Origin of the sequence: Lihuaxuella thermophila, from assembly GCF_900110165.1 — a bacterium.
Lineage (GTDB): Bacteria > Bacillota > Bacilli > Thermoactinomycetales > Thermoactinomycetaceae > Lihuaxuella > Lihuaxuella thermophila.
In genome coordinates this window covers 54,636-76,147 of record NZ_FOCQ01000018.1, presented here as the reverse complement: position 1 = coordinate 76,147, position 21,512 = coordinate 54,636, and the positions used below count along the sequence as shown (strand labels likewise).

At 50.5% G+C, this 21,512-nt stretch carries 17 protein-coding genes, 2 tRNA genes and 1 other RNA gene; 16 read left to right on the top strand and 4 right to left on the bottom strand.

What is annotated here, in order from left to right; translation table 11 throughout:
* The first annotated feature begins 299 nt into the window (after nt 1-299).
* Entirely contained in the window at nt 300-611 is a 312-nt protein-coding gene (locus BMW55_RS16910; protein ID WP_089972393.1) for a metallophosphoesterase, read from the top strand.
* 408 nt (nt 612-1,019) lie between these two features.
* Here the strand turns inward: BMW55_RS16910 and BMW55_RS16905 are convergent, their stop codons facing one another.
* The 3 genes from BMW55_RS16905 to BMW55_RS16895 form a co-directional block, all read right to left on the bottom strand.
* Nucleotides 1,020-1,730: an OmpA family protein gene (locus tag BMW55_RS16905; protein WP_089972390.1), complete on the bottom strand. Its 711-nt coding sequence runs from the start codon at nt 1,728-1,730 to the stop codon at nt 1,020-1,022.
* A 223-nt stretch (nt 1,731-1,953) separates the two neighbouring features.
* Nucleotides 1,954-2,532, bottom strand: a complete 579-nt coding sequence (locus tag BMW55_RS16900; protein WP_089972388.1) for a DUF4352 domain-containing protein — start codon at nt 2,530-2,532, stop codon at nt 1,954-1,956.
* Between the two features lie 315 nt (nt 2,533-2,847).
* Nucleotides 2,848-2,922 (bottom strand) — tRNA-Arg (locus tag BMW55_RS16895).
* Between the two features lie 325 nt (nt 2,923-3,247).
* Here BMW55_RS16895 and BMW55_RS16890 point away from each other — a divergent pair.
* The 10 genes from BMW55_RS16890 (at nt 3,248) to secG (ending at nt 14,716) form a co-directional block, all read left to right on the top strand.
* Nucleotides 3,248-4,279, top strand: coding sequence for a sugar-binding transcriptional regulator (locus BMW55_RS16890; RefSeq protein ID WP_089972384.1), 1,032 nt, complete (start codon nt 3,248-3,250; stop codon nt 4,277-4,279).
* A gap of 60 nt (nt 4,280-4,339) precedes the next feature.
* Nucleotides 4,340-5,350, top strand: coding sequence for a type I glyceraldehyde-3-phosphate dehydrogenase (gene gap, locus BMW55_RS16885; RefSeq protein WP_089972381.1), 1,011 nt, complete (start codon nt 4,340-4,342; stop codon nt 5,348-5,350).
* A 154-nt stretch (nt 5,351-5,504) separates the two neighbouring features.
* Nucleotides 5,505-6,689 carry a phosphoglycerate kinase gene (locus BMW55_RS16880; RefSeq protein ID WP_089972378.1) on the top strand — a complete coding sequence of 395 codons (1,185 nt, stop codon included), beginning with the start codon at nt 5,505-5,507 and terminating at the stop codon, nt 6,687-6,689.
* A gap of 12 nt (nt 6,690-6,701) precedes the next feature.
* A complete protein-coding gene (gene tpiA / locus BMW55_RS16875) occupies nt 6,702-7,466 on the top strand; it encodes a triose-phosphate isomerase (RefSeq protein WP_089972374.1) in 765 nt (254 codons plus the stop codon).
* The gene (gene gpmI / locus BMW55_RS16870) at nt 7,463-9,001 is read left to right on the top strand and encodes a 2,3-bisphosphoglycerate-independent phosphoglycerate mutase (RefSeq protein WP_089972371.1); all 1,539 of its coding nucleotides are present in this window, start codon (nt 7,463-7,465) and stop codon (nt 8,999-9,001) included. Before tpiA ends, gpmI begins: the two co-directional genes overlap by 4 nt.
* Before the next feature lie 15 nt (nt 9,002-9,016).
* Entirely contained in the window at nt 9,017-10,303 is a 1,287-nt protein-coding gene (eno, locus tag BMW55_RS16865) for a phosphopyruvate hydratase (protein WP_089972368.1), read from the top strand.
* Nucleotides 10,304-10,447: 144 nt separating this feature from the next.
* Nucleotides 10,448-11,302 (top strand): MurR/RpiR family transcriptional regulator, encoded by an 855-nt coding sequence (locus tag BMW55_RS16860; protein ID WP_089972420.1) that lies wholly within the window; start codon nt 10,448-10,450, stop codon nt 11,300-11,302.
* A gap of 103 nt (nt 11,303-11,405) precedes the next feature.
* Nucleotides 11,406-12,950 carry a gluconokinase gene (gene gntK, locus BMW55_RS16855; RefSeq protein ID WP_089972363.1) on the top strand — a complete coding sequence of 515 codons (1,545 nt, stop codon included), beginning with the start codon at nt 11,406-11,408 and terminating at the stop codon, nt 12,948-12,950.
* A gap of 26 nt (nt 12,951-12,976) precedes the next feature.
* Nucleotides 12,977-14,305 carry a GntP family permease gene (locus tag BMW55_RS16850; RefSeq protein ID WP_089972359.1) on the top strand — a complete coding sequence of 443 codons (1,329 nt, stop codon included), beginning with the start codon at nt 12,977-12,979 and terminating at the stop codon, nt 14,303-14,305.
* A 177-nt stretch (nt 14,306-14,482) separates the two neighbouring features.
* Nucleotides 14,483-14,716 carry a preprotein translocase subunit SecG gene (gene secG / locus BMW55_RS16845; RefSeq protein ID WP_089972356.1) on the top strand — a complete coding sequence of 78 codons (234 nt, stop codon included), beginning with the start codon at nt 14,483-14,485 and terminating at the stop codon, nt 14,714-14,716.
* An 82-nt stretch (nt 14,717-14,798) separates the two neighbouring features.
* Here the strand turns inward: secG and BMW55_RS16840 are convergent, their stop codons facing one another.
* Nucleotides 14,799-16,424, bottom strand: coding sequence for a M20/M25/M40 family metallo-hydrolase (locus BMW55_RS16840; protein WP_089972351.1), 1,626 nt, complete (start codon nt 16,422-16,424; stop codon nt 14,799-14,801).
* A gap of 473 nt (nt 16,425-16,897) precedes the next feature.
* Between BMW55_RS16840 and BMW55_RS16835 the strand changes: the two genes are divergently transcribed.
* From BMW55_RS16835 to BMW55_RS16815, 5 genes are all read left to right on the top strand, one after another.
* Nucleotides 16,898-17,647 carry an alpha/beta hydrolase gene (locus tag BMW55_RS16835; RefSeq protein ID WP_089972347.1) on the top strand — a complete coding sequence of 250 codons (750 nt, stop codon included), beginning with the start codon at nt 16,898-16,900 and terminating at the stop codon, nt 17,645-17,647.
* 100 nt (nt 17,648-17,747) lie between these two features.
* Nucleotides 17,748-20,027 (top strand): ribonuclease R, encoded by a 2,280-nt coding sequence (gene rnr, locus BMW55_RS16830; protein ID WP_089972343.1) that lies wholly within the window; start codon nt 17,748-17,750, stop codon nt 20,025-20,027.
* A 216-nt stretch (nt 20,028-20,243) separates the two neighbouring features.
* Nucleotides 20,244-20,711 (top strand): SsrA-binding protein SmpB, encoded by a 468-nt coding sequence (gene smpB / locus BMW55_RS16825; protein WP_089972338.1) that lies wholly within the window; start codon nt 20,244-20,246, stop codon nt 20,709-20,711.
* Nucleotides 20,712-20,793: 82 nt separating this feature from the next.
* Nucleotides 20,794-21,158: a transfer-messenger RNA gene (gene ssrA, locus BMW55_RS16820) on the top strand.
* A 17-nt stretch (nt 21,159-21,175) separates the two neighbouring features.
* Nucleotides 21,176-21,251, top strand: a tRNA-Thr gene (locus tag BMW55_RS16815).
* The last annotated feature ends 261 nt before the right edge of the window (nt 21,252-21,512 follow it).

Here is a 21,512-nt window from a genome sequence, read left to right as displayed (position 1 = left end):
CCTCGCTAGGCTATCTGACGCCGATGGAGGTCTATTCTGGAGAGCTCTCCACTCATGTTGCTTGACCTCCGTCGCATTCTGAGGGTAGCATTACAGAGATTTTAAAGCAGCTAAAAGCTCCGCTTGGCAAGTTTGCTGTACTCGGAAATCATGATTATTGGGGCGATGTTGCATTAGTCCAAACATGTCTGCAGGAATCCGGGTTTACTCTACTTAAAAACCAAGTAACGGAAATTAAACATAAAACCGACCACATCTATATATCCGGCTTAGACGATGTCCTCGAAGGTTCACCGGATATGAATCAAGTGATCCAGCCGACTCAAAATCATGATGATCGTTTTCATATCATACTCGTCCATGAACCTGATTATGCTGATGCTGTTGCTTACCATCATGTGGATCTGCAACTTTCGGGGCATAGCCATGGCGGGCAGATCAACTTCCCTATGATTGGAGCAATGGTTACACCTGTGGGTTCAAAGAAATATATTAGCGGATTATATAAAATTAATGAAAAGCTGACTCTCTACACGAATCGGGGAATCGGAACTACCATTTTACCATTCCGGTTTCTATGCAGACCGGAGTTAACGATCATAGAGCTTTAATTTGGAGCTCTACTGAATTCAAGGTGAGTATTTCCGGATATTCCGTCTTGGGAGGCATTCAACCTTTTTTGGGCCGAATATTCATCTGATGCGGTATGTGACGGTTTGTTCATTGTGTTCTTTTTCAGTGGGAATGTTCGGAAAGTATTCATCTGTGTTGAAAATGGCTGGCGATCCAGGCAAACTATCGCTGCAACATTGAGATATCCGCCCAAAATCAGGTACACTCCCCATACTGCCACTGGCGCGAGATCCATCAACAAAACGGGAAATGATAAAATAGTTCATCATCCATTTAATAGAATAGATGGTGCATCAGAATGTAAAAAAGTCCTCTTCTGATGGAAAAGAGGACTTTTTCTGTGAGTACAAGCCTGAGGCTCCGTATATGGATCAACGGAGCATTTCTTATGGAAACGGTTTTGGCTCTGGAAAGGGCTTAGCTTCAGGAAACGGTTTGGCTTCAGGAAAAGGTTTTGCCTCAGGAAATGGTGCCGGTTTCGGGAAAGGCTTGGGATCAGGAAAGTCTTTGCCATCTTCTGCCGGGATAATAATGATTTCCACCCGGCGGTTTTTTTGACGGTTTTCTTCAGTGTCATTCGGAGCGATGGGCTGGCTTTCTCCATAACCTTTTGTCTCAAAAACGACACTGGAATCGACATGACTCTGAAGAAATGCTTTCACGCTTTCAGCTCTTTTTTGCGATAACTCCAAATTGTAACTCTCTGATCCTGTATGATCCGTATGGCCTGATATCAGCACTTTGACCCGGGGATATTTCTGAAGCCCCTCGGCAAAGGTAGATAATACTTTATTTGCTTCCGGTTTTAAGTTGTACTGATCCGTATCAAACAGGATGTGATCAGGGATTTGGATTTTAATCTGGTCATCAACCGTTTGAAATTGAACTTGAGGGAACTCTGCGGGTTTGGGAAACTCCGCTGGTTTTGGAAAAGGTTTCGCTTCCGGAAAAGGCTTGGCTTCCGGAAATGGTTTTGCTTCCGGGAAAGGCTTTCCCTCCGGAAATTTAGGACCGGATTCTTGTTGGCTACAAGCCGTTAAAATCGTACCTGCCAAACAAAAAACAATAATTTGTTTATGTATGGAGAGCTTCATCATTTCCGGCGCAGGAAATTCATATTAAGTCAATTCAGGTGTTTGCGCCTTTCTCCTTTCTAATATTTTGTATGATAACATTATAGTACCAAATCGAAGTTTTTTAAATAAACCTGTCGCCAAAAAATGAGAAAAAGCCACCTGCTCATGCAAGTGGCCATATGCTCAAACGTGAACAATATCAAATGTGCATATCAAGCAAATTTGGTCTTCCCCAGCTTTTGCATTAGGGTTGAATTTTCCAAGTAGCTGAACTTCCGTTTTGTGTGATGGTCAAGGTATAGGGTCCGGATCCGGATGTGTCAAACACCAATACACCCCGTGGCACTTTGGAATGTCCGGGCAGCGTGGTGGTAACATAGTTTAATTCGGTAATGCCATACGGGCTGTACTGTGCCTCTGCTTTGAGCCCATTTGCATCGGTTAATGTCGCATCGTCGGCATATACTGCTCGCGTCTGGTCTCCGTTGTTGGTGATCGAAGCATCAATGACGATGTATTTACCGTTTTTCGGCTGGCTTGTATCATTGCCCGATACTTCGCGAACCGCATTGACAGTGACGGTTAAATCGCCTACCGTTTTCGTTTGTCCAACATCACTTGAACCTTGAGATTGGTTTGTTGCGTTTTGGTTATTAGCCGCATTTTGAGCATTTTGATTATTGGCGGCGGATGTATTCTGATTGTTGGCCGCATTTTGAGTGTTTGCGTCATTGGAAGCAGGAGCTGGTTGACCGATACTGATGGTGCAACCGGTAAGAGTAAAGATACTAATCAGAGTAACGAGCAGTAATTTACTTTTCATTCCAGAGTCCTTCTGATGAATTATGTATCAATAATTTGGTATTATAGCATTCTAAAATGGACTGACAACGTGCCAGCCACCTGTAAAAAGTAGACCATTCTCGTAAAAATTAAAGTCTTTAGGGGCGAAATTAGAGGCTACTCCCGATTATCAAAAATGACGATCGCAGATCCGGGTGTTTAAATCAAAAAATATTTCAAGGTCTTCATCCAGCTCTGATCTTCATTTCGGTGTCCATCGCCCATCAAAAAAATGCGTCACCTTTTCAACCGTTTTATGTACGGCGAAAGATGACGCATTCTCGGATCATGTGATTGGCGCGCCTACCAGGATTCGAACCTGGGCACCTGGTTCCGGAGACCAGCGCTCTATCCCCTGAGCTATAGGCGCAAGATCAAATTGACAAAAATGATTATAACACAGTCCATTTCAATTGTGCAAGAGAAATCTCCTACTTTTTTATTACGGATCAAATTGTTCATCCGGTGTGGGGGTTAACAGAGAGCAAATGTATGGATGGTCTTGAATCACTGCGTTTTCCGATCAGCATCGGGACCTAGAGAGAAATGGTTTTGCCTGTCAAATAAGAGGCGGTGAAAAACTTGCCAATCCTCTTTGGATCAGATAAAATGAAATTGATAAGTCGGGGTATTTTTTTTGAACTGATTGGGACGTTTTAAGCTACGCGGGACATAAAACGTCCCTGGAGGTAGCCATGGAGAAGATACTCAACATCCAAAAACAACTATTGCCCGATTTGCTTCAGGTGATGCGCAAAAGGTATGAAATCCTGCGCCATATCCAACTGATGCAACCTGTAGGCCGACGCAGTTTGACCGCGGCATTGCATACGACAGAAAGAGTTTTGCGAGCGGAAGTCGATTTTTTGAGGGCGCAGGGGCTGGTCGTTGTCGATCCGTCAGGAATGAGGCTGTCGGCAGGCGGAGCCGATTTGCTTGCCGAGATGGAACCTTTGATCAAAGAGCTGTTTGGCCTCACGCAGTTGGAAGCAGAACTGGCCGCATACCTCGGCGTTCGCCAGGTGATCGTCGTTCCCGGTGATGCGGACGAGTCCGATTGGGTGAAAAAGGAGCTGGGGCGTGCGGGGGCAAGGCTGCTCAAGCAAGTGTCCATCCCTGATCAGATTGTGGCAGTAGCTGGTGGCAGCACGATCTATGCCGTCGCTGAGATGATGATGCCAACCCCGGCACTGAAAATGACGACCTTTGTCCCGACGCGCGGGGGTCTGGGGGAAGCCGTGGAGCTGGAAGCCAACTACATCGCCTCCCTGATGGCCAAAAAAACGGGCGGCAAATACCGCCTGATGCATGTTCCCGAGCAATTGAGCGAGGAATCGTACCAAACCCTCATCCGGGAACCGCATATTCGGGAAGTCCTGGATTGTTTGCGCAGGGCGAGAATCGTCATTCACGGTGTCGGTGACGCCAAAAAAATGGCCATCCGCCGCAAATCTCCGCCTGAGGTGCTGAAGAAACTGGAAGAGTCGGGAGCCGTCGGAGAATCGTTTGGCTACTACTTTAACCGCCAGGGGGAAATCGTCCACCGGGTGCAAACGGTGGGCTTACAACTGCAAGAATTGACCCGGGTGGAAAAAATGATCGCCGTTGCGGGAGGCGCCAGTAAAGCGGAAGCCATCTCTTCGATTTGTTCCATCCTCTCGCGGGATACCTTGATTACAGACGAGGGAGCGGCACGGGCCATCCTGCAAAAAGTCGTCCGCTCTTAGAGAAATAAGCGGGTGGGTTCGTGGTCATAATATCTTGAGAGACAACAGGAGGAAATGAGAATGGCAAAAGTGAAAGTGGGAATTAACGGTTTTGGACGTATCGGACGCAATGTGTTTCGCGCCATGTTGAACCATCCTGAATTGGAAGTGGTTGCCGTCAACGATTTGACAGATTCCAAAACACTGGCACATCTCCTGAAATATGACTCTGTCCACGGTAAACTGGAGGCTTCCGTTGAAGCGACTGCGGAAGGCTTCTCCGTCAACGGGCGTGAAGTGAAGGTACTCGCTGAACGGGATCCCGCCCAACTTCCGTGGGCTGATTATGGTGTGGAAATTGTAGTCGAGTCTACCGGCCGCTTTACCAAACGGGAGGATGCTGCCAAACATCTGCAAGGCGGCGCGAAGAAAGTGATCATCTCGGCTCCGGCTTCCAATGAAGATATCACCATCGTGATGGGAGTAAACCACGATAAATATGATCCGGCTGCCCATCATGTGATTTCCAACGCCTCTTGCACCACCAACTGCCTGGCCCCGTTTGCCAAAGTGCTCAATGAAAAGTTCGGCATCCGCCGCGGTCTGATGACCACCGTACACGCGTACACCAATGACCAGCAAATTTTGGATCTGCCGCACAAGGATTTGCGCCGGGCACGTGCCGCCGCTGAGTCGATCATCCCGACCACCACGGGTGCCGCCAAAGCCGTTTCCCTGGTACTGCCTGAACTGAAAGGAAAACTGAACGGTTTCGCCATGCGGGTTCCGGTTAAAAACGTATCCGTTGTGGATCTGGTGGCTGAGCTGGAGCAAGAAGTAACCGTAGATGAAGTGAACGCTGTATTGCGCGAAGCGGCAGAAGGAGAGTTGAAAGGAATTCTCGCTTATTCCGAAGAGCCACTTGTATCGGTAGACTACAACGGTGATCCTCATTCCTCCACGATTGATGCTCTTTCCACCATGGTATTGGAAGGCAACATGGTGAAAGTGGTTTCCTGGTATGACAACGAGTGGGGTTATTCCAATCGCGTGGTCGATCTGGCAAGCTACATTGCCAGCAAAGGTTTATAATGTGATCACAGATAAAGTGTTATCCTGAAAACTAAAATGTGTTATACTTTATGGCGGTATGTATCACCCCATTTTGGGTGAAACGGTGAAGTGAGTGGGTCCATGAGGAGAGTTTCTCTCCTCTTTCTCATGCTTTAAGGAGGAACGTAACGCCATGAATAAGAAATCGATCCGCGATGTGGATGTTCGAGGGAAACGCGTATTCTGCCGCGTTGATTTTAACGTGCCCATGGAAAACGGCAAAATCACTGACGATACCCGCATTCGGGCTGCCTTGCCCACCATTCGCCATCTGGTGGACCAAGGAGCCAAAGTCATTCTGGCCAGCCATTTGGGACGTCCCAAAGGCAAAGTTGTGGAAGAAATGCGCTTAACCCCGGTAGCCCGCCGATTGGCGGAATATTTGGGTAAACCGGTGGCCAAAGTGGATGAAGCGGTCGGCCCTCAGGTCGAAGAACGTGTCAGCCAGTTGGAAGAAGGAGACGTTCTCCTGCTGGAAAACGTCCGTTTCTACCCCGGTGAAGAAAAAAATGACCCGGAACTGGCGCAGGCCTTTGCCCGACTGGCCGATCTTTATGTCAATGATGCCTTCGGCGCCGCCCACCGCGCCCATGCATCCACTGCAGGGATCGCCAATTATTTGCCGGCCGTGGCCGGTTTCTTGCTGCAAAAAGAGCTGGAGACGCTGGGACAGGCGCTGGTGAACCCCAGACGCCCGTTTACGGCCATTATCGGCGGTGCGAAAGTCAAAGACAAAATCGGCGTGATTGAAAACCTGCTTGACAAAGTGGATAACCTCATCATCGGCGGCGGCCTTTCCTATACTTTTATTCATGCCCAAGGATACGGAATCGGCAAGTCCCTGTTTGAGGCAGACAAAGAAGAATTGGCCAAAATGTTCATCCGTGAAGCGGAAGCAAAAGGGGTACGCCTGTATCTGCCCGTCGATGCGGTGGTGGCGGACCGGTTCGCGCCGGATGCGGATGCAAAAGTGGTCGACATCAGCGAGATCCCGGATGACATGCAAGCGCTCGATATCGGTCCGAAGACGAGAGAGCTGTTTGCCGATGTGGTAAAATCTTCGCAGCTGGTCATCTGGAACGGCCCGATGGGTGTGTTTGAATTTGACCGTTTTGCCCAAGGAACCAACGCGGTGGCCAAAGCACTGGCGGAAACGGATGCGATGACCATTGTCGGCGGGGGAGATTCGGCCGCAGCGATTGAAAAAGCAGGACTCGCAGATCAGGTGGATCACATCTCGACAGGCGGAGGAGCCTCCCTGGAGTTGTTGGAAGGAAAAGTGCTTCCGGGAGTGGCCGTGCTAAACGACAAAGAATAGGTGGTGTCCAGATTGCGAACTCCCGTGATTGCAGGAAACTGGAAAATGCACAAAACCGTTGAGGAAGCCGTTGATTTTGTGGAAACCATTCAAAGATCGGAACTTCCCGGTGAGGTGGAAACCGTGTTGTGCGCTCCGTTTCTGGCTCTGCCCGCCCTCGCGGAGAAAGCGAAAGGAAGCAAAATCGGAATCGGGGCACAAAATGTGCACTGGGAAGAACAAGGGGCTTATACAGGCGAAGTCAGTGTCCCCATGTTGAAAGCGGCAGGGGTTCAATATGTGATTATCGGTCATTCGGAGCGGCGGACCTATTTTGCCGAGACGGATGAAACAGTCAACCGGAAAGTGAAAGCGGCCATCGCCGGGGGACTGACCCCGATCGTCTGTGTCGGTGAGGTGCTGGAAGAGCGTGAAAGCGGACAAACCAAACAGGTTGTGCAGGAGCAAGTCAAAAAGGGGTTAAACGGCCTTTCTTCCGAAGAAATGAAAAAAGTGATCATCGCGTATGAGCCGGTCTGGGCCATCGGAACAGGGAAAGCCTCGACGGCCGAAGACGCGGAGGAAGTGATCAGCTTTATCCGCAAAACGGTCGCCGATCTGTTTGACCAGCAGGTGGCCAATGAAGTGCGTATCCAATACGGGGGCAGCGTCAAACCGGAAAATATCGGAACCTACATAGCCCAGCCCAATATCGACGGGGCTTTGGTGGGAGGAGCCAGCCTGGAGCCCGCCTCCTTCCTCAAGCTTGTTGAGGCTGCTGCGGGGGATCGCTCATGAGCCGGCCGAAACCAGTCCTGCTATGTATTCTGGATGGCTTTGCCCTCAGGGAAGAAAGGTACGGAAACGCAGTCGCCCAAGCAAACAAACCGAATTTTGACCGCTTTTGGAACGAGTATCCCCATACCACGCTGAAGGCCAGCGGCAATGCCGTCGGGCTTCCGGAGGGGCAAATGGGCAACTCCGAAGTGGGACATCTGAATATCGGAGCCGGTCGTGTGGTGTATCAGGATCTGACAAGGGTGACCAAATCGATCGAGGAAGGCGAGTTTTTTGAAAATGAAACCTTCCTGAATGCGATCCGGCATGTCAGGGAACACAACAGCCAGTTGCACCTGTACGGACTGGTCTCCGACGGCGGGGTGCACAGCCACATCCGGCATTTATTTGCCCTGTTGGAGCTGGCGGCGAAGGCAAAACTGGATAAAGTGCGGGTGCACGCTTTTCTGGACGGCCGTGACGTTGCGCCGGACAGCGCCGTTCGCTATATCCAGGAGCTGCAGGATAAAATGCGCGAGCTGGGCGTCGGCAAGCTCGCCACCATCCAGGGCAGGTATTACGCGATGGACCGTGACAAGCGCTGGGAGCGGACGGAAAAATCATATCGCGCCATGGTATACGGAGAAGGCCCGAAATATACGGATCCGGTTCAGGCGATCCAAGAATCGTACGAGAAATCGGTATATGATGAGTTTGTCATGCCAACCGTAATGGTGGATGAAAACGAACAGCCGGTCGGACTGATTCAAGACAATGATGCGATTATTTTCTTCAACTTCCGGCCGGACCGGGCGATCCAGATCTCACTCGCCTTCACCAATGAGGATTTCCGTGGTTTTGACCGCGGTCCGAAACGGCCCGAAAACCTGTACTATGTCTGCCTGACCCATTTCAGTGAGACGGTAAACGGATATGTGGCTTATAAACCGACCAATCTGGATAATACCTACGGTGAAGTGATCGCCCAGCACAATCTGAAACAGCTGCGCATCGCCGAAACGGAGAAATATCCGCACGTCACCTTTTTCTTCAGCGGCGGACGGGAGGAGCCCTTCCCCGGCGAAGAGCGCATCCTGATTCATTCGCCCAAAGTGGCCACCTACGATTTGAAACCGGAAATGAGTGCCTACGAAGTAACGGAAGCCCTGCTCAAAGAAATCGAAGCGGAAAAGCACGACACCATTATCCTCAACTTTGCCAACCCGGATATGGTCGGACATTCCGGGAAGTTGGAGCCCACCATTCGCGCCGTGGAGGCGGTTGATGAATGTTTGGGAAAAGTGGTGGATCTGGTACTCGCTAAGGGTGGAGTGGCCGTGATTACCGCCGACCATGGCAATGCGGACATGGTAATGGATGAAGAAGGCCGCCCGCATACGGCCCACACCACTTTCCCCGTGCCGTGCATTGTGACGGACAAATCGGTTGAACTCAGGGATGACGGGATTCTGGCCGATCTGGCCCCGACCCTGTTACACCTGATGCAACTTCCTCAACCCAAAGAAATGACGGGAAAATCACTCATCAAATCATGAAGCGGAGGGTTAACCATGACCACAATTATGAACGTATATGCCCGTGAAGTGTTGGATTCCCGCGGCAATCCAACCGTTGAAGTAGAAGTGATCCTGGAATCCGGCGCGATGGGCCGTGCCATTGTTCCTTCCGGCGCTTCCACCGGCGCTTATGAAGCGGTCGAACTCCGGGACGGGGACAAAGGCCGCTATTTGGGCAAAGGTGTTCTGAAAGCCGTGCAAAACGTAAATGAGGTGATCGCTCCCCACATCGAGGGCATGGATGCCTTGGATCAAGTAGCGATTGACCAAGCTCTCATTCAACTGGACGGAACTCCGAACAAAGGCAATCTGGGCGCCAATGCCATCCTGGGTGTGTCGATGGCTGTCGCCCGTGCCGCTGCCGACGCATTGGGCCTTCCGCTCTACGCCTATCTCGGAGGCTTTAACTCCAAAGTCCTGCCTGTTCCGATGATGAACATCTTAAACGGCGGCGCTCATGCCGACAACAATGTGGATATCCAGGAATTCATGATCATGCCGGTCGGGGCGGAAAGCTTGCGCGAAGCCGTCCGCATGGGTGCGGAAATCTTCCATCACCTGAAAGCCGTGCTGAAGGAAAAAGGTTCTGCCACCAGTGTGGGTGACGAAGGCGGCTTTGCCCCGAACCTGTCCTCCAATGAAGAGGCGCTGCAAACCATTGTGGCGGCGATTGAGCGGGCCGGCTATAAACCGGGAACAGATGTCATGCTCGCGCTCGACGTTGCTTCCACCGAATTGTACAAGGACGGAGTCTATCACTTTGCCGGTGAAGGCGTGACCCGCACTTCGGAAGAAATGATCGCTTACTATGAAGAGCTGGTCAGCAAATATCCGATCATCTCCATCGAAGACGGCCTGTCTGAAGATGACTGGGAAGGTTGGAAACTGCTCACCCAGCGTCTGGGCAATAAAGTGCAACTGGTGGGAGACGACCTGTTCGTGACCAACACGGAACGGCTCGCCCAGGGAATTGAAAAAGGAGTGGGCAACTCCATTCTGGTCAAAGTCAACCAAATCGGTACATTAACCGAAACGTTTGACGCGATTGAAATGGCCAAACGGGCCGGCTACACGGCAGTGATCTCCCACCGCTCCGGCGAATCGGAGGACACGACCATTGCCGATATCGCTGTGGCAACCGGAGCGGGTCAAATTAAAACAGGAGCTCCGTCCCGCACCGACCGTGTCGCCAAGTACAACCAATTGATCCGCATTGAGGACGAACTGGATTTCACCGCGCAATATCCAGGAAAAGCGGCATTCTACAACTTAAAAGGCTAATCCCGTTCAATGTCTTATCCAAAAAACCCGGCACTCGCTGCCGGGTTTTTTATTCCTAACATTTGTCAGCCGGCTGAATAGAAAGTTTTAAATTATAGTATAATGAACTGAAAAAAATTTTTTTCTGAGAGGAAACGGGTGAAAATGAATCAACAGTCAAAAGGGATCGCTTATATAAGAGCTTCGTATCCGTATCTTTCACCTAAATTTCAGGCAATTGTCGATCATATTCTCGAACATCCGCGAGATGTGGTTCATTTGTCCATTTCTGAGCTGGCTGAGCTGACCAAATGCTCGGAGGCTACGATTTTCCGTCTTTGCAAACAGTTGGGGTTCAGGGGATATCAAGATTTAAAAATCTCCTTAGCCCGGGAAGTGGTCGACCAACCCGTGCAACATATTCATGAAGAGATTCAAGATGACGACGATATGATTACGATTGCCCGCAAGGTCTTTCAGGCCAATATCATCGGAATTAACGATACCATGCAACTGCTGGAACCCGAATCCTTGCAAGAAGCCGTCGAATGGCTGGATCAGGCGCAGAGGGTAGAATTTTACGCCACCGGAGGTTCAGCCCCGATTGCCCAGGACGCCTATCATAAGTTCATCCGAACAGGATTGAATTGTATCGCCCATTCGGATGCGCACTTGCAAGTGATGTCGGCAAGTCTGCTAAACGAACGGTGTGTGGTGGTAGGAATTTCGCATTCAGGAAGCAATGTCGATATCCTTGAATCTTTCCAGGTAGCCAAACAATCGGGAGCCAAATTGATCGCCATTACCAGTTACAAGAAATCCCAGCTGGCCCAGCTGGCAGATCTCAGCCTGTACACATCAACCAGGGAGACCGCTTTCCGTACGGAAGCCATGTCGGCCCGCATTGCCCAACTCTGCATTATCGATGCGCTCTATGTCGGCTTATCGATGAAAAGGCAGGAAGAAACACTGAAAAACTTGGACAGAATCCGCCGGGTGATCTCAAATAAAAGGATCTGACAGAAAGAGTCGAAAAAAATTTTTTTATAATATCGATTGATATGAGAAATTTTTTTTAATACAATAATGAAAACGCATTCAGTTTCGGGAGGTGAGGGGTCCGGTGAACCATTCAAAAGTTTTTATTGGAATCGATATCGGGACGACAAATACAAAAGCAGTCGTGTTCGGGCCCAAAGGCCGGATCATGGGCAGCCATTCCGTGGAATATCCGCTCCATCATCCGCATCCTTCCTGGTCCGAACAAGATCCTGATCGGATCTTACAGGCCGTGATCGATTGTGTCAGAAACGCGGTGTTAAAGGCAGGAGTGAATCGGAATGCCATCACGGCCGTCGGCCTGAGTACGGCCATGCATTCATTGATCGTATTGGACGGTGCCGGCCGACGCCTGACAAACAGCATCATTTGGGCAGACAACCGGAGTGTGGAACAGGCGGAAAAGATCAAAAATGAATGGTCGGGCCATGAAATCTACAAGCGGACAGGCACCCCGATTCATCCGATGTCTCCCCTCTCCAAAATTTTATGGATGAAGGAACGGGATGCGGAAACGTTCAACAAAGCCGCGAAGTTTATCTCCATCAAAGAGTACATACTTTACCAATTGTTTCATCAATTGGTCGTGGATTACTCCATCGCCTCAGCGACAGGGATGTTTAACCTGCAAGAGCTGAACTGGGATCAGGAAGTTTTGAAACTCCTGGGCATCCGCGAGGATCAGCTGTCTGCGCCTGTGCCGACTACTTACGCGCTCACCGGTATGGACCGGGAAATCGCAACCCAGATAGGAATCCATCCGGACACGCCTTTTGTGATCGGTGCGAGTGACGGAGTGCTTGCCAATTTGGGTGTAGGGGCGATTGAGACGGGTGAAATCGCGGTAACGATCGGAACAAGCGGTGCAGTCCGAACCGTCACTGACCGCCCGTTAACGGATGACCAAGGCCGCACTTTTTGCTATGCACTGACCGACAAACATTGGGTTGTGGGAGGGCCCACCAATAACGGCGGGATCCTGCTAAGATGGTTGCGGGATGAATTTGCCGCTCCCGAGGTGGAAGTCGCCAAAAAGCTGGGGATCGATCCATACGACTTAATGATCCAATATGCGGAAAAGATTCCGGCCGGTTCCGAAGGGTTGTTGTTTCTTCCGTTTCTATCCGGAGAAAGGTCGCCCTATTGGAACGCCAACGCCCGGGGCTTGTTTTTCGGAATCAGCCTTCAGCATAAGCGTGAACATTTTATTCGTGCCGTGCTTGAGGGTGTGGTCATGAGTGTCTTTTCGGTTGCGGTAGCCTTGCGCGATTTGACAGGCCCTGCCAAGGATGTACGGGCTTCCGGAGGGTTTGCCCGGTCTTCATTGTGGAGGCAAATTTTATCCGATGTGATGGGATACGAGCTTTTGGTTCCGGAAAGCCACGAGGCCTCTGCTTTCGGGGCGGCTTTTCTTGCCCGGTATGCGATGGGCGAAGTGGATTCGCTGAAAACGATCAAAGATTGGATTCAAATTACCCATCGCCATCAACCTGACTTGCATAATACCCAGACGTATTTGCAGCTGTACTACATGTATGAGCGGGTTTATCGCAAACTGGAAGATGAGTTTCACATTCTGGCTCAGTTTCAGCGCAACGGGTCCTTTTAAAAAAACATCATGTGAGGAGAGTCACCATGCTGTTGTTCATTGTGTTGGCAGCCATTGCAGCTTTATTGCTGCTGATCACATGGGCCAAATGGCATCCGTTTGTCGCCTTGATAACAGTGGCGTTCGGGGTAGGGCTTGTTACGGGGATGCCGTTAGATCAAATTGTTCAGACGATTAAAGACGGATTGGGGAATACTTTGGGCTTTATCGCCATCGTGTTGGCACTGGGCACGATGCTCGGGAAAATGATGGCCGAGTCCGGGGGTGCGGAACGAATCGCCAGAACCTTGATTCAACGTTTTGGTGAAAAAAATGTCCACTGGGCCATGATGTTTGTCGCTTTCCTGGTAGGAATTCCCGTGTTTTTCCAAGTGGGTTTTGTCCTGTTGATTCCGTTGATTTATACCATTGCCAAACATACAGGGGTTTCGTTGGTTCGGATCGGAGTTCCCTTGGTTGCGGGGCTTTCCGTTGTGCACGGACTCGTACCGCCCCATCCTGCCGCGATGGCCGCAGTGGGAATTTTTAAAGCAGATGTCGGGTTGACCATCCTTTATTCCATTATTGTCGGTTTGCCGGTAGCGGTGATCGCCGGGCCGGTGTACGGAAAGTGGATAGGCGATAAAATTCACAAAACGGTCCCCAAAGAGCTGAGCGATCAGTTGGTTGTGGATCGAACAGAGGCGGAACTTCCCGGATTTTGGAATACGACCTTTACCATTTTACTGCCTGTCATTTTAATGCTCATCGCGTCCTTTGCCAAAATCCAGTTGCCGGAGAAAGACGGGACCCGGGTCGTGCTGGAGTTCATCGGGGACCCCATCGTGTCGTTGTTGATCGCAACGGTTTATTCATTCTTCAGCCTGGGATACTTCCGGGGGCTGAATAAAGACAAGATCCTGGAACTTACCAATAACTGTCTGGCTCCTACCGCGTCCATTCTGCTTGTGATCGGGGCGGGCGGTGCCTTTAATAAAGTACTGCTGGAATCAGGAGTAGGGGATTATATCGCCAAACTGGCTACCCAGTCCCATGTTTCGCCCATTTTTCTCGGTTGGTTGATTGCGGCGCTCATCCGGGTTGCCACCGGGTCCGCCACTGTATCCATGATGACCGCTGCGGGGATCGTTGCCCCCATTGCCGCCGCCATCCCGGGAACCTCTGCGGAACTGCTGGTTCTGGCAACGGGTGCAGGTTCATTAATCCTTTCTCATGTGAATGATTCCGGATTCTGGATGATCAAAGAGTACTTCGGAATGTCTGTGAAAGAAACACTGATGACATGGACGGCATTGGAAACGATCATTGCGGTCGCCGCACTTCCTCTCATCCTGTTGCTGGATCTGATTGTGTAAAAACGGACCCGAACGTTTGTCCCAACCCTCGTCGTGTCGATCCAATTTCACAAAAAATGGAGCCCGGAGGCTGACCGGGGGCGATCAGCGCATGGTTTAACTCACTTCCGTTATTGAAAAGCGGGTTGACATGTGTTACAGTTACTGCAGTGAAACAGGTGGCGAGGAGGTTAAGCCATGGAGATCGCATCCAAAATTATTCTTGCGATCATCAGTATCGGATTGATTATCGTCGTTCTGCTTCAATCCGGCAAAAGTGCGGGCTTGTCCGGAGCGATCGGCGGGGGCGCCGAACACTTGATGGGCAAAGCCAAGGCGCGCGGGATTGATGCCTTGCTCGGCAAACTGACAACGGTTTTGGCGGTTTTGTTTATGATCTTCGCCCTGATTGTGGCGTATTTCATTAAATAAACAGCTGGCATGAAGTCGGCTGTTTTTTATGTGTGTGAAAAAAGCGGCCCTTTTCCGGCCGCTTGCTTTATTCTGGGTACGATTATTCTGTTGTAAGCAGTTTTTGAATGCAAACAGGCAACAGGTCCATCAGGGTCCCAAGGGAATCCACGTTTAATCGCTCCGTCCATTGATGGGCGTCCCTGCCCAACGGACCCAGATTGATCACAGGCACATCAAACAGCTCCAATTCTTCCAGCGGAATGGAATATCCCCGATTCCACAGCGGCATGTTGGCAACGAGCCGGGACCGCGATTCCGCTGAAGCCTGCAATCCCACATAGCTGAGATCGGAAATGCCACCAAAATAGTTTTGCTTCTTCAGCGTGATTCCGTGTCTGGTCCGGGCGTAGGAGATCATGTCGGATACAACCCGCTGAATCAGGGGGGATGTTCCGGAGCAGACCGCCGGATAGTAGGGAGGGGCGAAGAAAAGTACGATCATCGGCGCTAATTCCTTGCACAAAATGGCCAGTTCGTCGACCAGTTCGATGGTTGCCTCCCGGTCATCTTTTGCCCTCCGGTCCGCCAAAACGGATCTCTCTATGCGTTCGATTTCTTCTTGGCCATGCGTGGTTAAGGCATAAGCCATCAGTTCTTCATAAGTGAGAACACGGATCTCCACGTCGGGAGGCGCAAAGCAACCGGATGCGGGAAATTGTGCGGCTTGTTTTTCATAAGACCGCTTCACCCGTTGGGCTGCTGTTTCAGCCGTTTCCAGCAATTTCCTGATCACCTCATCCACGCTTTTTTCCAGCAAAAACAGATTAAACAGCGTAACGGCCCGGTGCGGGATTTGCACGGAGTATTCTTTCTTTAAATCTTTCTGCAGCAAATTGGTGGGCGGGGGAGAGGTTTCCCCTTCCGTCACTTCGCAGAAATCCGTGTTCAGCTCCAGTTCGGAAGTCAGCAATGAGGCCATATAGTTGGCGTTTAATCCGGAAAACGGCTCGCCGACATGAGTCTCTTTTCCGTAGCAAAGAAAACCCGGCAGGATTTTTCCGATCGATCCTGTATAGATATATTTGTTTGGGTCACCGGGATACCGGGTAAACATCGGCTCCGAATTGAGAACCGCCTTATATTCGAGATGATGCCGTTTTGCCAATTCCAACAGCACAGGGACGGCTGCTCTCATCCCGGCGGAATTCACTTCTTCGTCGGGAACGGACAAGAGCAGAACATTCCCGTCGAATTTCCCTTCACACGCTTGTTCAACCATGGCTATATGCAGGGCCAAACCGGCTTTCATATCCATGGTCCCCCTGCCGAATAACCAGTTTCCCGTGTCGAGATCTTGCTTGACTTCCTCCGGCAGTTCCTCTTTGTGTGTATACAACAAGTCCGTCAGCTTTCTGGCGTCAAAGGCCATGTCTTTCCGCACACCGTAATCTTCTACATCCACCACATCAAAATGGCTGAGCAGAATGACGGTCTTTTTGGTCTGCTCCTTTTTCTTCACCAGTGCCGTGACGAAATACCGTCCGTCTCCGGTCGGGAACAGTTGCAAATGATCCCGGTGTTTTTGAAAATACGGCAGGTTCCTGAGCTGCTCAACCAGAAATTCAGCTAACTCTATTTCCGCCTCTGAACCTGTTATGCTGGGGATCCGCACAAGATCGCATAGAAGATCTGTCAATTGTTCTTTGGTTGCCCACTTTTTTTCCATGATGATCCACTCCTGTTTTCCGTCATACGGAAGATGAACGGCGGCAACGGGTGCGGCTCCCTTGTATTCTCACCGTAGCTTGCCGCATATCGGGTCGGTTTACACCGCTGCTTTCCTTTGCCATGGCAGGAAAGAGAACGGCAGGGATTTTTTTCGGAAGGGTGGAAAGAAAACACCGCCTCTATTATAAAAAATCCGGGTATTATATAAAACTATGTTCATACGCCGCCGGCCTGGTGATGGAAGCTTTGCCACCATCATGAAGCTTCCGTCACAGCGCTGCAAGACTGATTTCACACGACCCGAGCATGGCGGATGCGATGATCATCGCTGCGGATCCACTCCCTCTTTTTGACGGACTCTCTTCTTATTGTTCAAGTTTTGTTTATTGTGTGCTATGTTAGAGTAGGTGTGAAATATTTGCAATTTTTTTGTCCAACCTATATGTATCAATCGTCTAAGGTGAGATCTCCATGAACATTGTCAAACGGTCTCCGGACCCTTTTTATTATTCAGGCGGAAAGACGGGTATTCTACTCATACACGGATTTACCGGAACCCCTTCTGAACTGCGTCCGATGGGGCAATACTTTGTAGAAAGAGGATATACGGTGTATGCCCCCCTGCTGGCAGGACACGGAACCAGCCCGGAAGATATGCTGAAGACAGACTGGCAAGACTGGTGGCAAAGCGTGCTTGACGCCTATGAACGGTTAAAGAAAGAAGAGCTGGACAAAATCTTTGTCGCCGGCCTCTCCATGGGAGGTTCTCTTTCTCTCTATCTGGCGGCCCAACAACCGGTGGACGGGGTCATTTCGATGTGCTCTCCCGTGTGGATCCGCGACCGGCGGGCGATGATCGTTGACTTGGTCCGGTTTTTTATGCCGTACAAAGTCCGCAGATCACAAAAGCCGCCGGAAATTGAGCAGCATCTCGTTCCTTACGATCGGACCCCGCTCAAATGTGTGGGAAGCCTGAACCGGCTGATTCGACATGTCCGGAAATTCATCCCCCGGGTTCAAGCACCCACATTGATCATCCAGGCATGCAAAGATGAAACCGTCTTGCCGGAAAGTGCCGACTATATCTATAAAAACATCTCTTCGGAAGAAAAGTATTTATCCTGGTACGAAAACTCTTCCCATATCATCACCCTGGATAAGGAACGGAAAAAGTTGTTTCATGAAGTGGAAGCGTTTATTCAAAAAGTTTCCCACAAGTAATCGCTTGTACAAGCGATGCGATCGTTTTTGATGGAAACCCAGCAAAGAGAGGTGACAAGCTGCTGCTGGCAAGCCTGACGGTGACAGCAGCGGACCATACATGCCGATAGAACAAGAGATTCGGCGGTTTATGCTGGAAAAGGCTTATAAACCGCTCACGTTGGAGGAACTGATTGAAGCGTTTGAAGTGGATGAAGAAGAGCGCGAACCATTCATTCAACTATTGGATGAGCTGGAAGCGGACGGAAAGATCGTTCAGACCCGGGCCAAGCGGTACGGGGTTCCGGAGCGTTTTAACCTGGTTCGCGGAACATTACAGGGGAGTTCCAAAGGGTTCGGCTTCGTCATTCCGGATACGCCCAATATACCGGATGTTTACATTCATTTAAATGACATGAACGGCGCGATGGACGGCGATTTGGTTCTCGCCCGCATCCACAAGGGGAAAAAAGGCGACCGTCGTCCGGAAGGAGAGGTCGTGCGCATTTTGAAGCGGGGACGCGAAAAGATCGTCGGCACGTTCACCCGTTTATCTACCCACTTTGGCTTTGTGATTCCCGATGATAAACGAATCACCACCGATGTCTTTATCGCGCCTGAGTTGCAGATGAATGCGCGTGACGGGCAAAAAGTGGTGGTCAAGTTGCACCAGGTCACCGGACGCCACAGCGCGGAAGGGGAGATTGTCGAAATCCTCGGGCATAAAGATGATCCGGGCATCGATATTCTAGCTATTATCCGCAAACACGGCTTGCCCGAAGTATTCCCCGAGGAAGTGATCAAAGAAGCAGAGGCGATCCCCGAAGAGATCAGCGAAGAAGAGATCCAGGGGCGGCGCGATCTGCGCGGGCGGAAAATGGTCACCATCGACGGGGAAGATGCCAAGGATCTGGATGACGCGGTTTCCGTGGAGCGGCTTCCAAACGGCAATATCCGACTGGGTGTTCATATCGCCGATGTCAGTTATTATGTAAAAGAAGGGACCGCTTTGGACCGCGAAGCGTATGAACGCGGATGCAGTGTCTATCTGGTCGACCGGGTGATCCCCATGCTTCCGAAGCGGCTGTCCAACGGAATTTGCAGTTTAAATCCCAAGGTGGACCGTCTTACCATGACCTGCGACATGGAAATCGATCCCGACGGGCAAATTGTCGATTACGACATTTACCCCAGCGTGATTCGCACCAATGAACGGATGACTTATACGAATGTGAAAAAAATCGTAGTGGATGAAGATCCGGAGCTGATCCAAAGATACGAGCCGCTGGTCGAAGATTTTCGCCTGATGGCCGATCTGGCCATGGTGCTCAGGAAAAGACGCTTAAAACGGGGGGCAATTGACTTTAATTTTCCGGAAGCCAAAGTGATCGTCGATGAGCAAGGCAAACCGGTCGATATTGTGAAACGTCCGCGCACCATTGCCGAACAGTTGATCGAAGAGTTTATGCTGGCGGCCAATGAGACCGTGGCGGAACATTTTTATCGCCTGGAAGTTCCGTTTGTCTACCGGATCCACGAAAATCCGGATGCAGAAAAATTGCAGGCCTTTTATGAGTTCGTCTCCACCTTCGGATACTCGGTCAAAGGAAAGCCGGATAAAGTCAAGCCGCGGGCCCTGCAAACGCTGCTTGAAAAAGTGAGCGGAAAGCCGGAGGAGCATGTGATCAGCACCGTGATGCTGCGTTCGATGAAACAAGCGAAATACGCCGCGGAGTGCATCGGCCACTTCGGCCTGGCGGCTGAATTTTACTCGCACTTCACCTCGCCGATCCGCCGGTACCCGGACCTGCTGATTCACCGCATCATTCGGGAAGTGCTCACCCAAGGCAGCCTGACTGTGGAACGAATCGACCAGCTCAACGCTTTCCTGCCCGATGCGGCACAACAATCTTCCATTCGCGAACGCATCGCCGTCGATGCCGAGCGGGAGACCCAGGCCCTGAAACAGGCCGAGTTCATGATGGACAAAGTGGGGGAAGAGTTCGAAGGAATCATCAGCAGTGTCACTTCGTTTGGCATTTTTGTGGAATTGCCCAACACCATTGAGGGGCTGATCCATCTCAGTTACCTGACGGATGACTATTACAATTATGATGACCGGGCCTACTGCCTGATCGGCGAACGGACCGGCCGCATCTTCCGCATCGGGGACCGGGTGCGCATCCGTGTCAGCGGTGTCAATCTCGAAGAGCGGAAAATCGATTTCGAACTCCTGGAGCATTTGACGGACGAAGAATTTGAACCGATGCCAAAAGGGAAAAACAAGGCGAAAAAGAGCAAAAAAGCCAAAGCAGCTCCGGAAAACAGAAAAGCGAACGGCACCACAGGCAAGAAGAAAAAGAAGAAGGCATACCGAAATAACAAGGGTAAGAAAAAATAAAAAAGGGCGGGCTGTTGACATGCCATTTCAACAGCCCGCTCCCCGGTTCGGTGTCAAAAAGATCTGCGCAAAACCAGTCCCTAGTCACCAGTCCATTCCCCTCCCGTGATCGCTCACATGGGTCCCGTCTGTGTTTAATAGAATTTAAATTGACTACCCATGTTTATCTGTAATATAATTTACTTTGCAGCATTTTGCGGGGGTGAGGTGAAAACGATGGGCAGCAAAGGTACCAAAGTCATAGCCAGAAACAAAAAAGCTTTTCATGACTACCATATTGAAGAGCAATATGAAGCCGGCATCGTTCTCACCGGAACGGAGATCAAGTCGATCCGCCAGGGAAGGGTGAACCTGAAGGACAGCTATGCCCGCATTGATAAAGGCGAGCTGTTTATTTTCGGCATGCACATCAGCCCGTTTGAACAGGGAAACCGTTTTAACGTGGATCCCACCCGCACCCGGAAGCTGATGATGCACAAAAAAGAGATCGACAAACTCCTGGGGCTGACCAAAGTGAAAGGTTATACCCTAGTTCCGCTCGACGTCCATCTCCGAAACGGCTTCGCCAAAATCCAGCTCGGCCTCGCCAAAGGGAAGAAGCTTTACGATAAACGCGCCGTCGCGGCCAAACGGGATGCCGAGCGCGAAATCCGCCGCAAGATCAAGGAACATAATTTTAGATAAAAAGTATTGCATTTTTGTAGTACAGATGTTATAATCTAATCCTGTAATCGGCAATTTGCTCGTATTTCTCGTTCGGAATCTCGGGGGCGTTCTTGGGATTCGACGGGGATAGTTCGAGCGTCAGTAGCGAGCCGAGGGGCTGCGTCTCTCGTTAAACACGCAGATGCCAAATGTAACTGGCAAACAAGAAAACTACGCTCTGGCTGCTTAATTAACCAGCCAGGATCCGCTTCTCCATCGCCTATGTGGAGCTGTCGGGTCTCATCATTTAGTAGGCTAGCGACCTAGGGCGCCACCCTCTGGGAAGCGAAACTTCGTGTGGCTGGCCTGCGAAATCGCCTGTCACTGGGCAGTTTCAAAGGCGAGATCTGAATACAGTGACTGCGCTCGGAGAAGCTGGCGTGGCGATGTCTTCGGACAGCGGTTCGACTCCGCTCGCCTCCACCAAAAACCTAAATGTACATGCTGGTGTAGCTCAGTTGGTAGAGCACTTCACTCGTAATGAAGGGGTCGCAGGTTCGAGTCCTGTCTCCAGCACCAGACAAAACCCTTGGGAATCCAGGGGTTTTTTGCGTTGAGAAAAGTGGATATGGCTATTTGAAGCCAATTTTCTAATTCATATTCGACTAAAGTGATTCTGGTCCATGTTTGAAGCCAGAGTCGTGGTTGCTTCTAAAGTCAAACGAAAAAAGGACTTAAAAGTCAGGACTTAAAAGTCTTCTTTTTAATAGGATGCTGTTCTGGCGTAGAAAGTGTCCTAGACCCCACGTAGTGCAGATCCAAAGCATAAAAAAGCAAGAG

Coding starts and splice junctions, on each gene's coding strand:
- BMW55_RS16910 (WP_089972393.1), top strand. CDS start 300: ATGAATCAAGTGATCCAGCCGACTCAAAATCATGATGATCGTTTTCAT.
- BMW55_RS16905 (WP_089972390.1), bottom strand. CDS start 1,730: ATGATGAAGCTCTCCATACATAAACAAATTATTGTTTTTTGTTTGGCA.
- BMW55_RS16900 (WP_089972388.1), bottom strand. CDS start 2,532: ATGAAAAGTAAATTACTGCTCGTTACTCTGATTAGTATCTTTACTCTT.
- BMW55_RS16890 (WP_089972384.1), top strand. CDS start 3,248: ATGGAGAAGATACTCAACATCCAAAAACAACTATTGCCCGATTTGCTT.
- gap (WP_089972381.1), top strand. CDS start 4,340: ATGGCAAAAGTGAAAGTGGGAATTAACGGTTTTGGACGTATCGGACGC.
- BMW55_RS16880 (WP_089972378.1), top strand. CDS start 5,505: ATGAATAAGAAATCGATCCGCGATGTGGATGTTCGAGGGAAACGCGTA.
- gpmI (WP_089972371.1), top strand. CDS start 7,463: ATGAGCCGGCCGAAACCAGTCCTGCTATGTATTCTGGATGGCTTTGCC.
- eno (WP_089972368.1), top strand. CDS start 9,017: ATGACCACAATTATGAACGTATATGCCCGTGAAGTGTTGGATTCCCGC.
- BMW55_RS16860 (WP_089972420.1), top strand. CDS start 10,448: ATGAATCAACAGTCAAAAGGGATCGCTTATATAAGAGCTTCGTATCCG.
- BMW55_RS16850 (WP_089972359.1), top strand. CDS start 12,977: ATGCTGTTGTTCATTGTGTTGGCAGCCATTGCAGCTTTATTGCTGCTG.
- secG (WP_089972356.1), top strand. CDS start 14,483: ATGGAGATCGCATCCAAAATTATTCTTGCGATCATCAGTATCGGATTG.
- BMW55_RS16840 (WP_089972351.1), bottom strand. CDS start 16,424: ATGGAAAAAAAGTGGGCAACCAAAGAACAATTGACAGATCTTCTATGC.
- BMW55_RS16835 (WP_089972347.1), top strand. CDS start 16,898: ATGAACATTGTCAAACGGTCTCCGGACCCTTTTTATTATTCAGGCGGA.
- rnr (WP_089972343.1), top strand. CDS start 17,748: ATGCCGATAGAACAAGAGATTCGGCGGTTTATGCTGGAAAAGGCTTAT.
- smpB (WP_089972338.1), top strand. CDS start 20,244: ATGGGCAGCAAAGGTACCAAAGTCATAGCCAGAAACAAAAAAGCTTTT.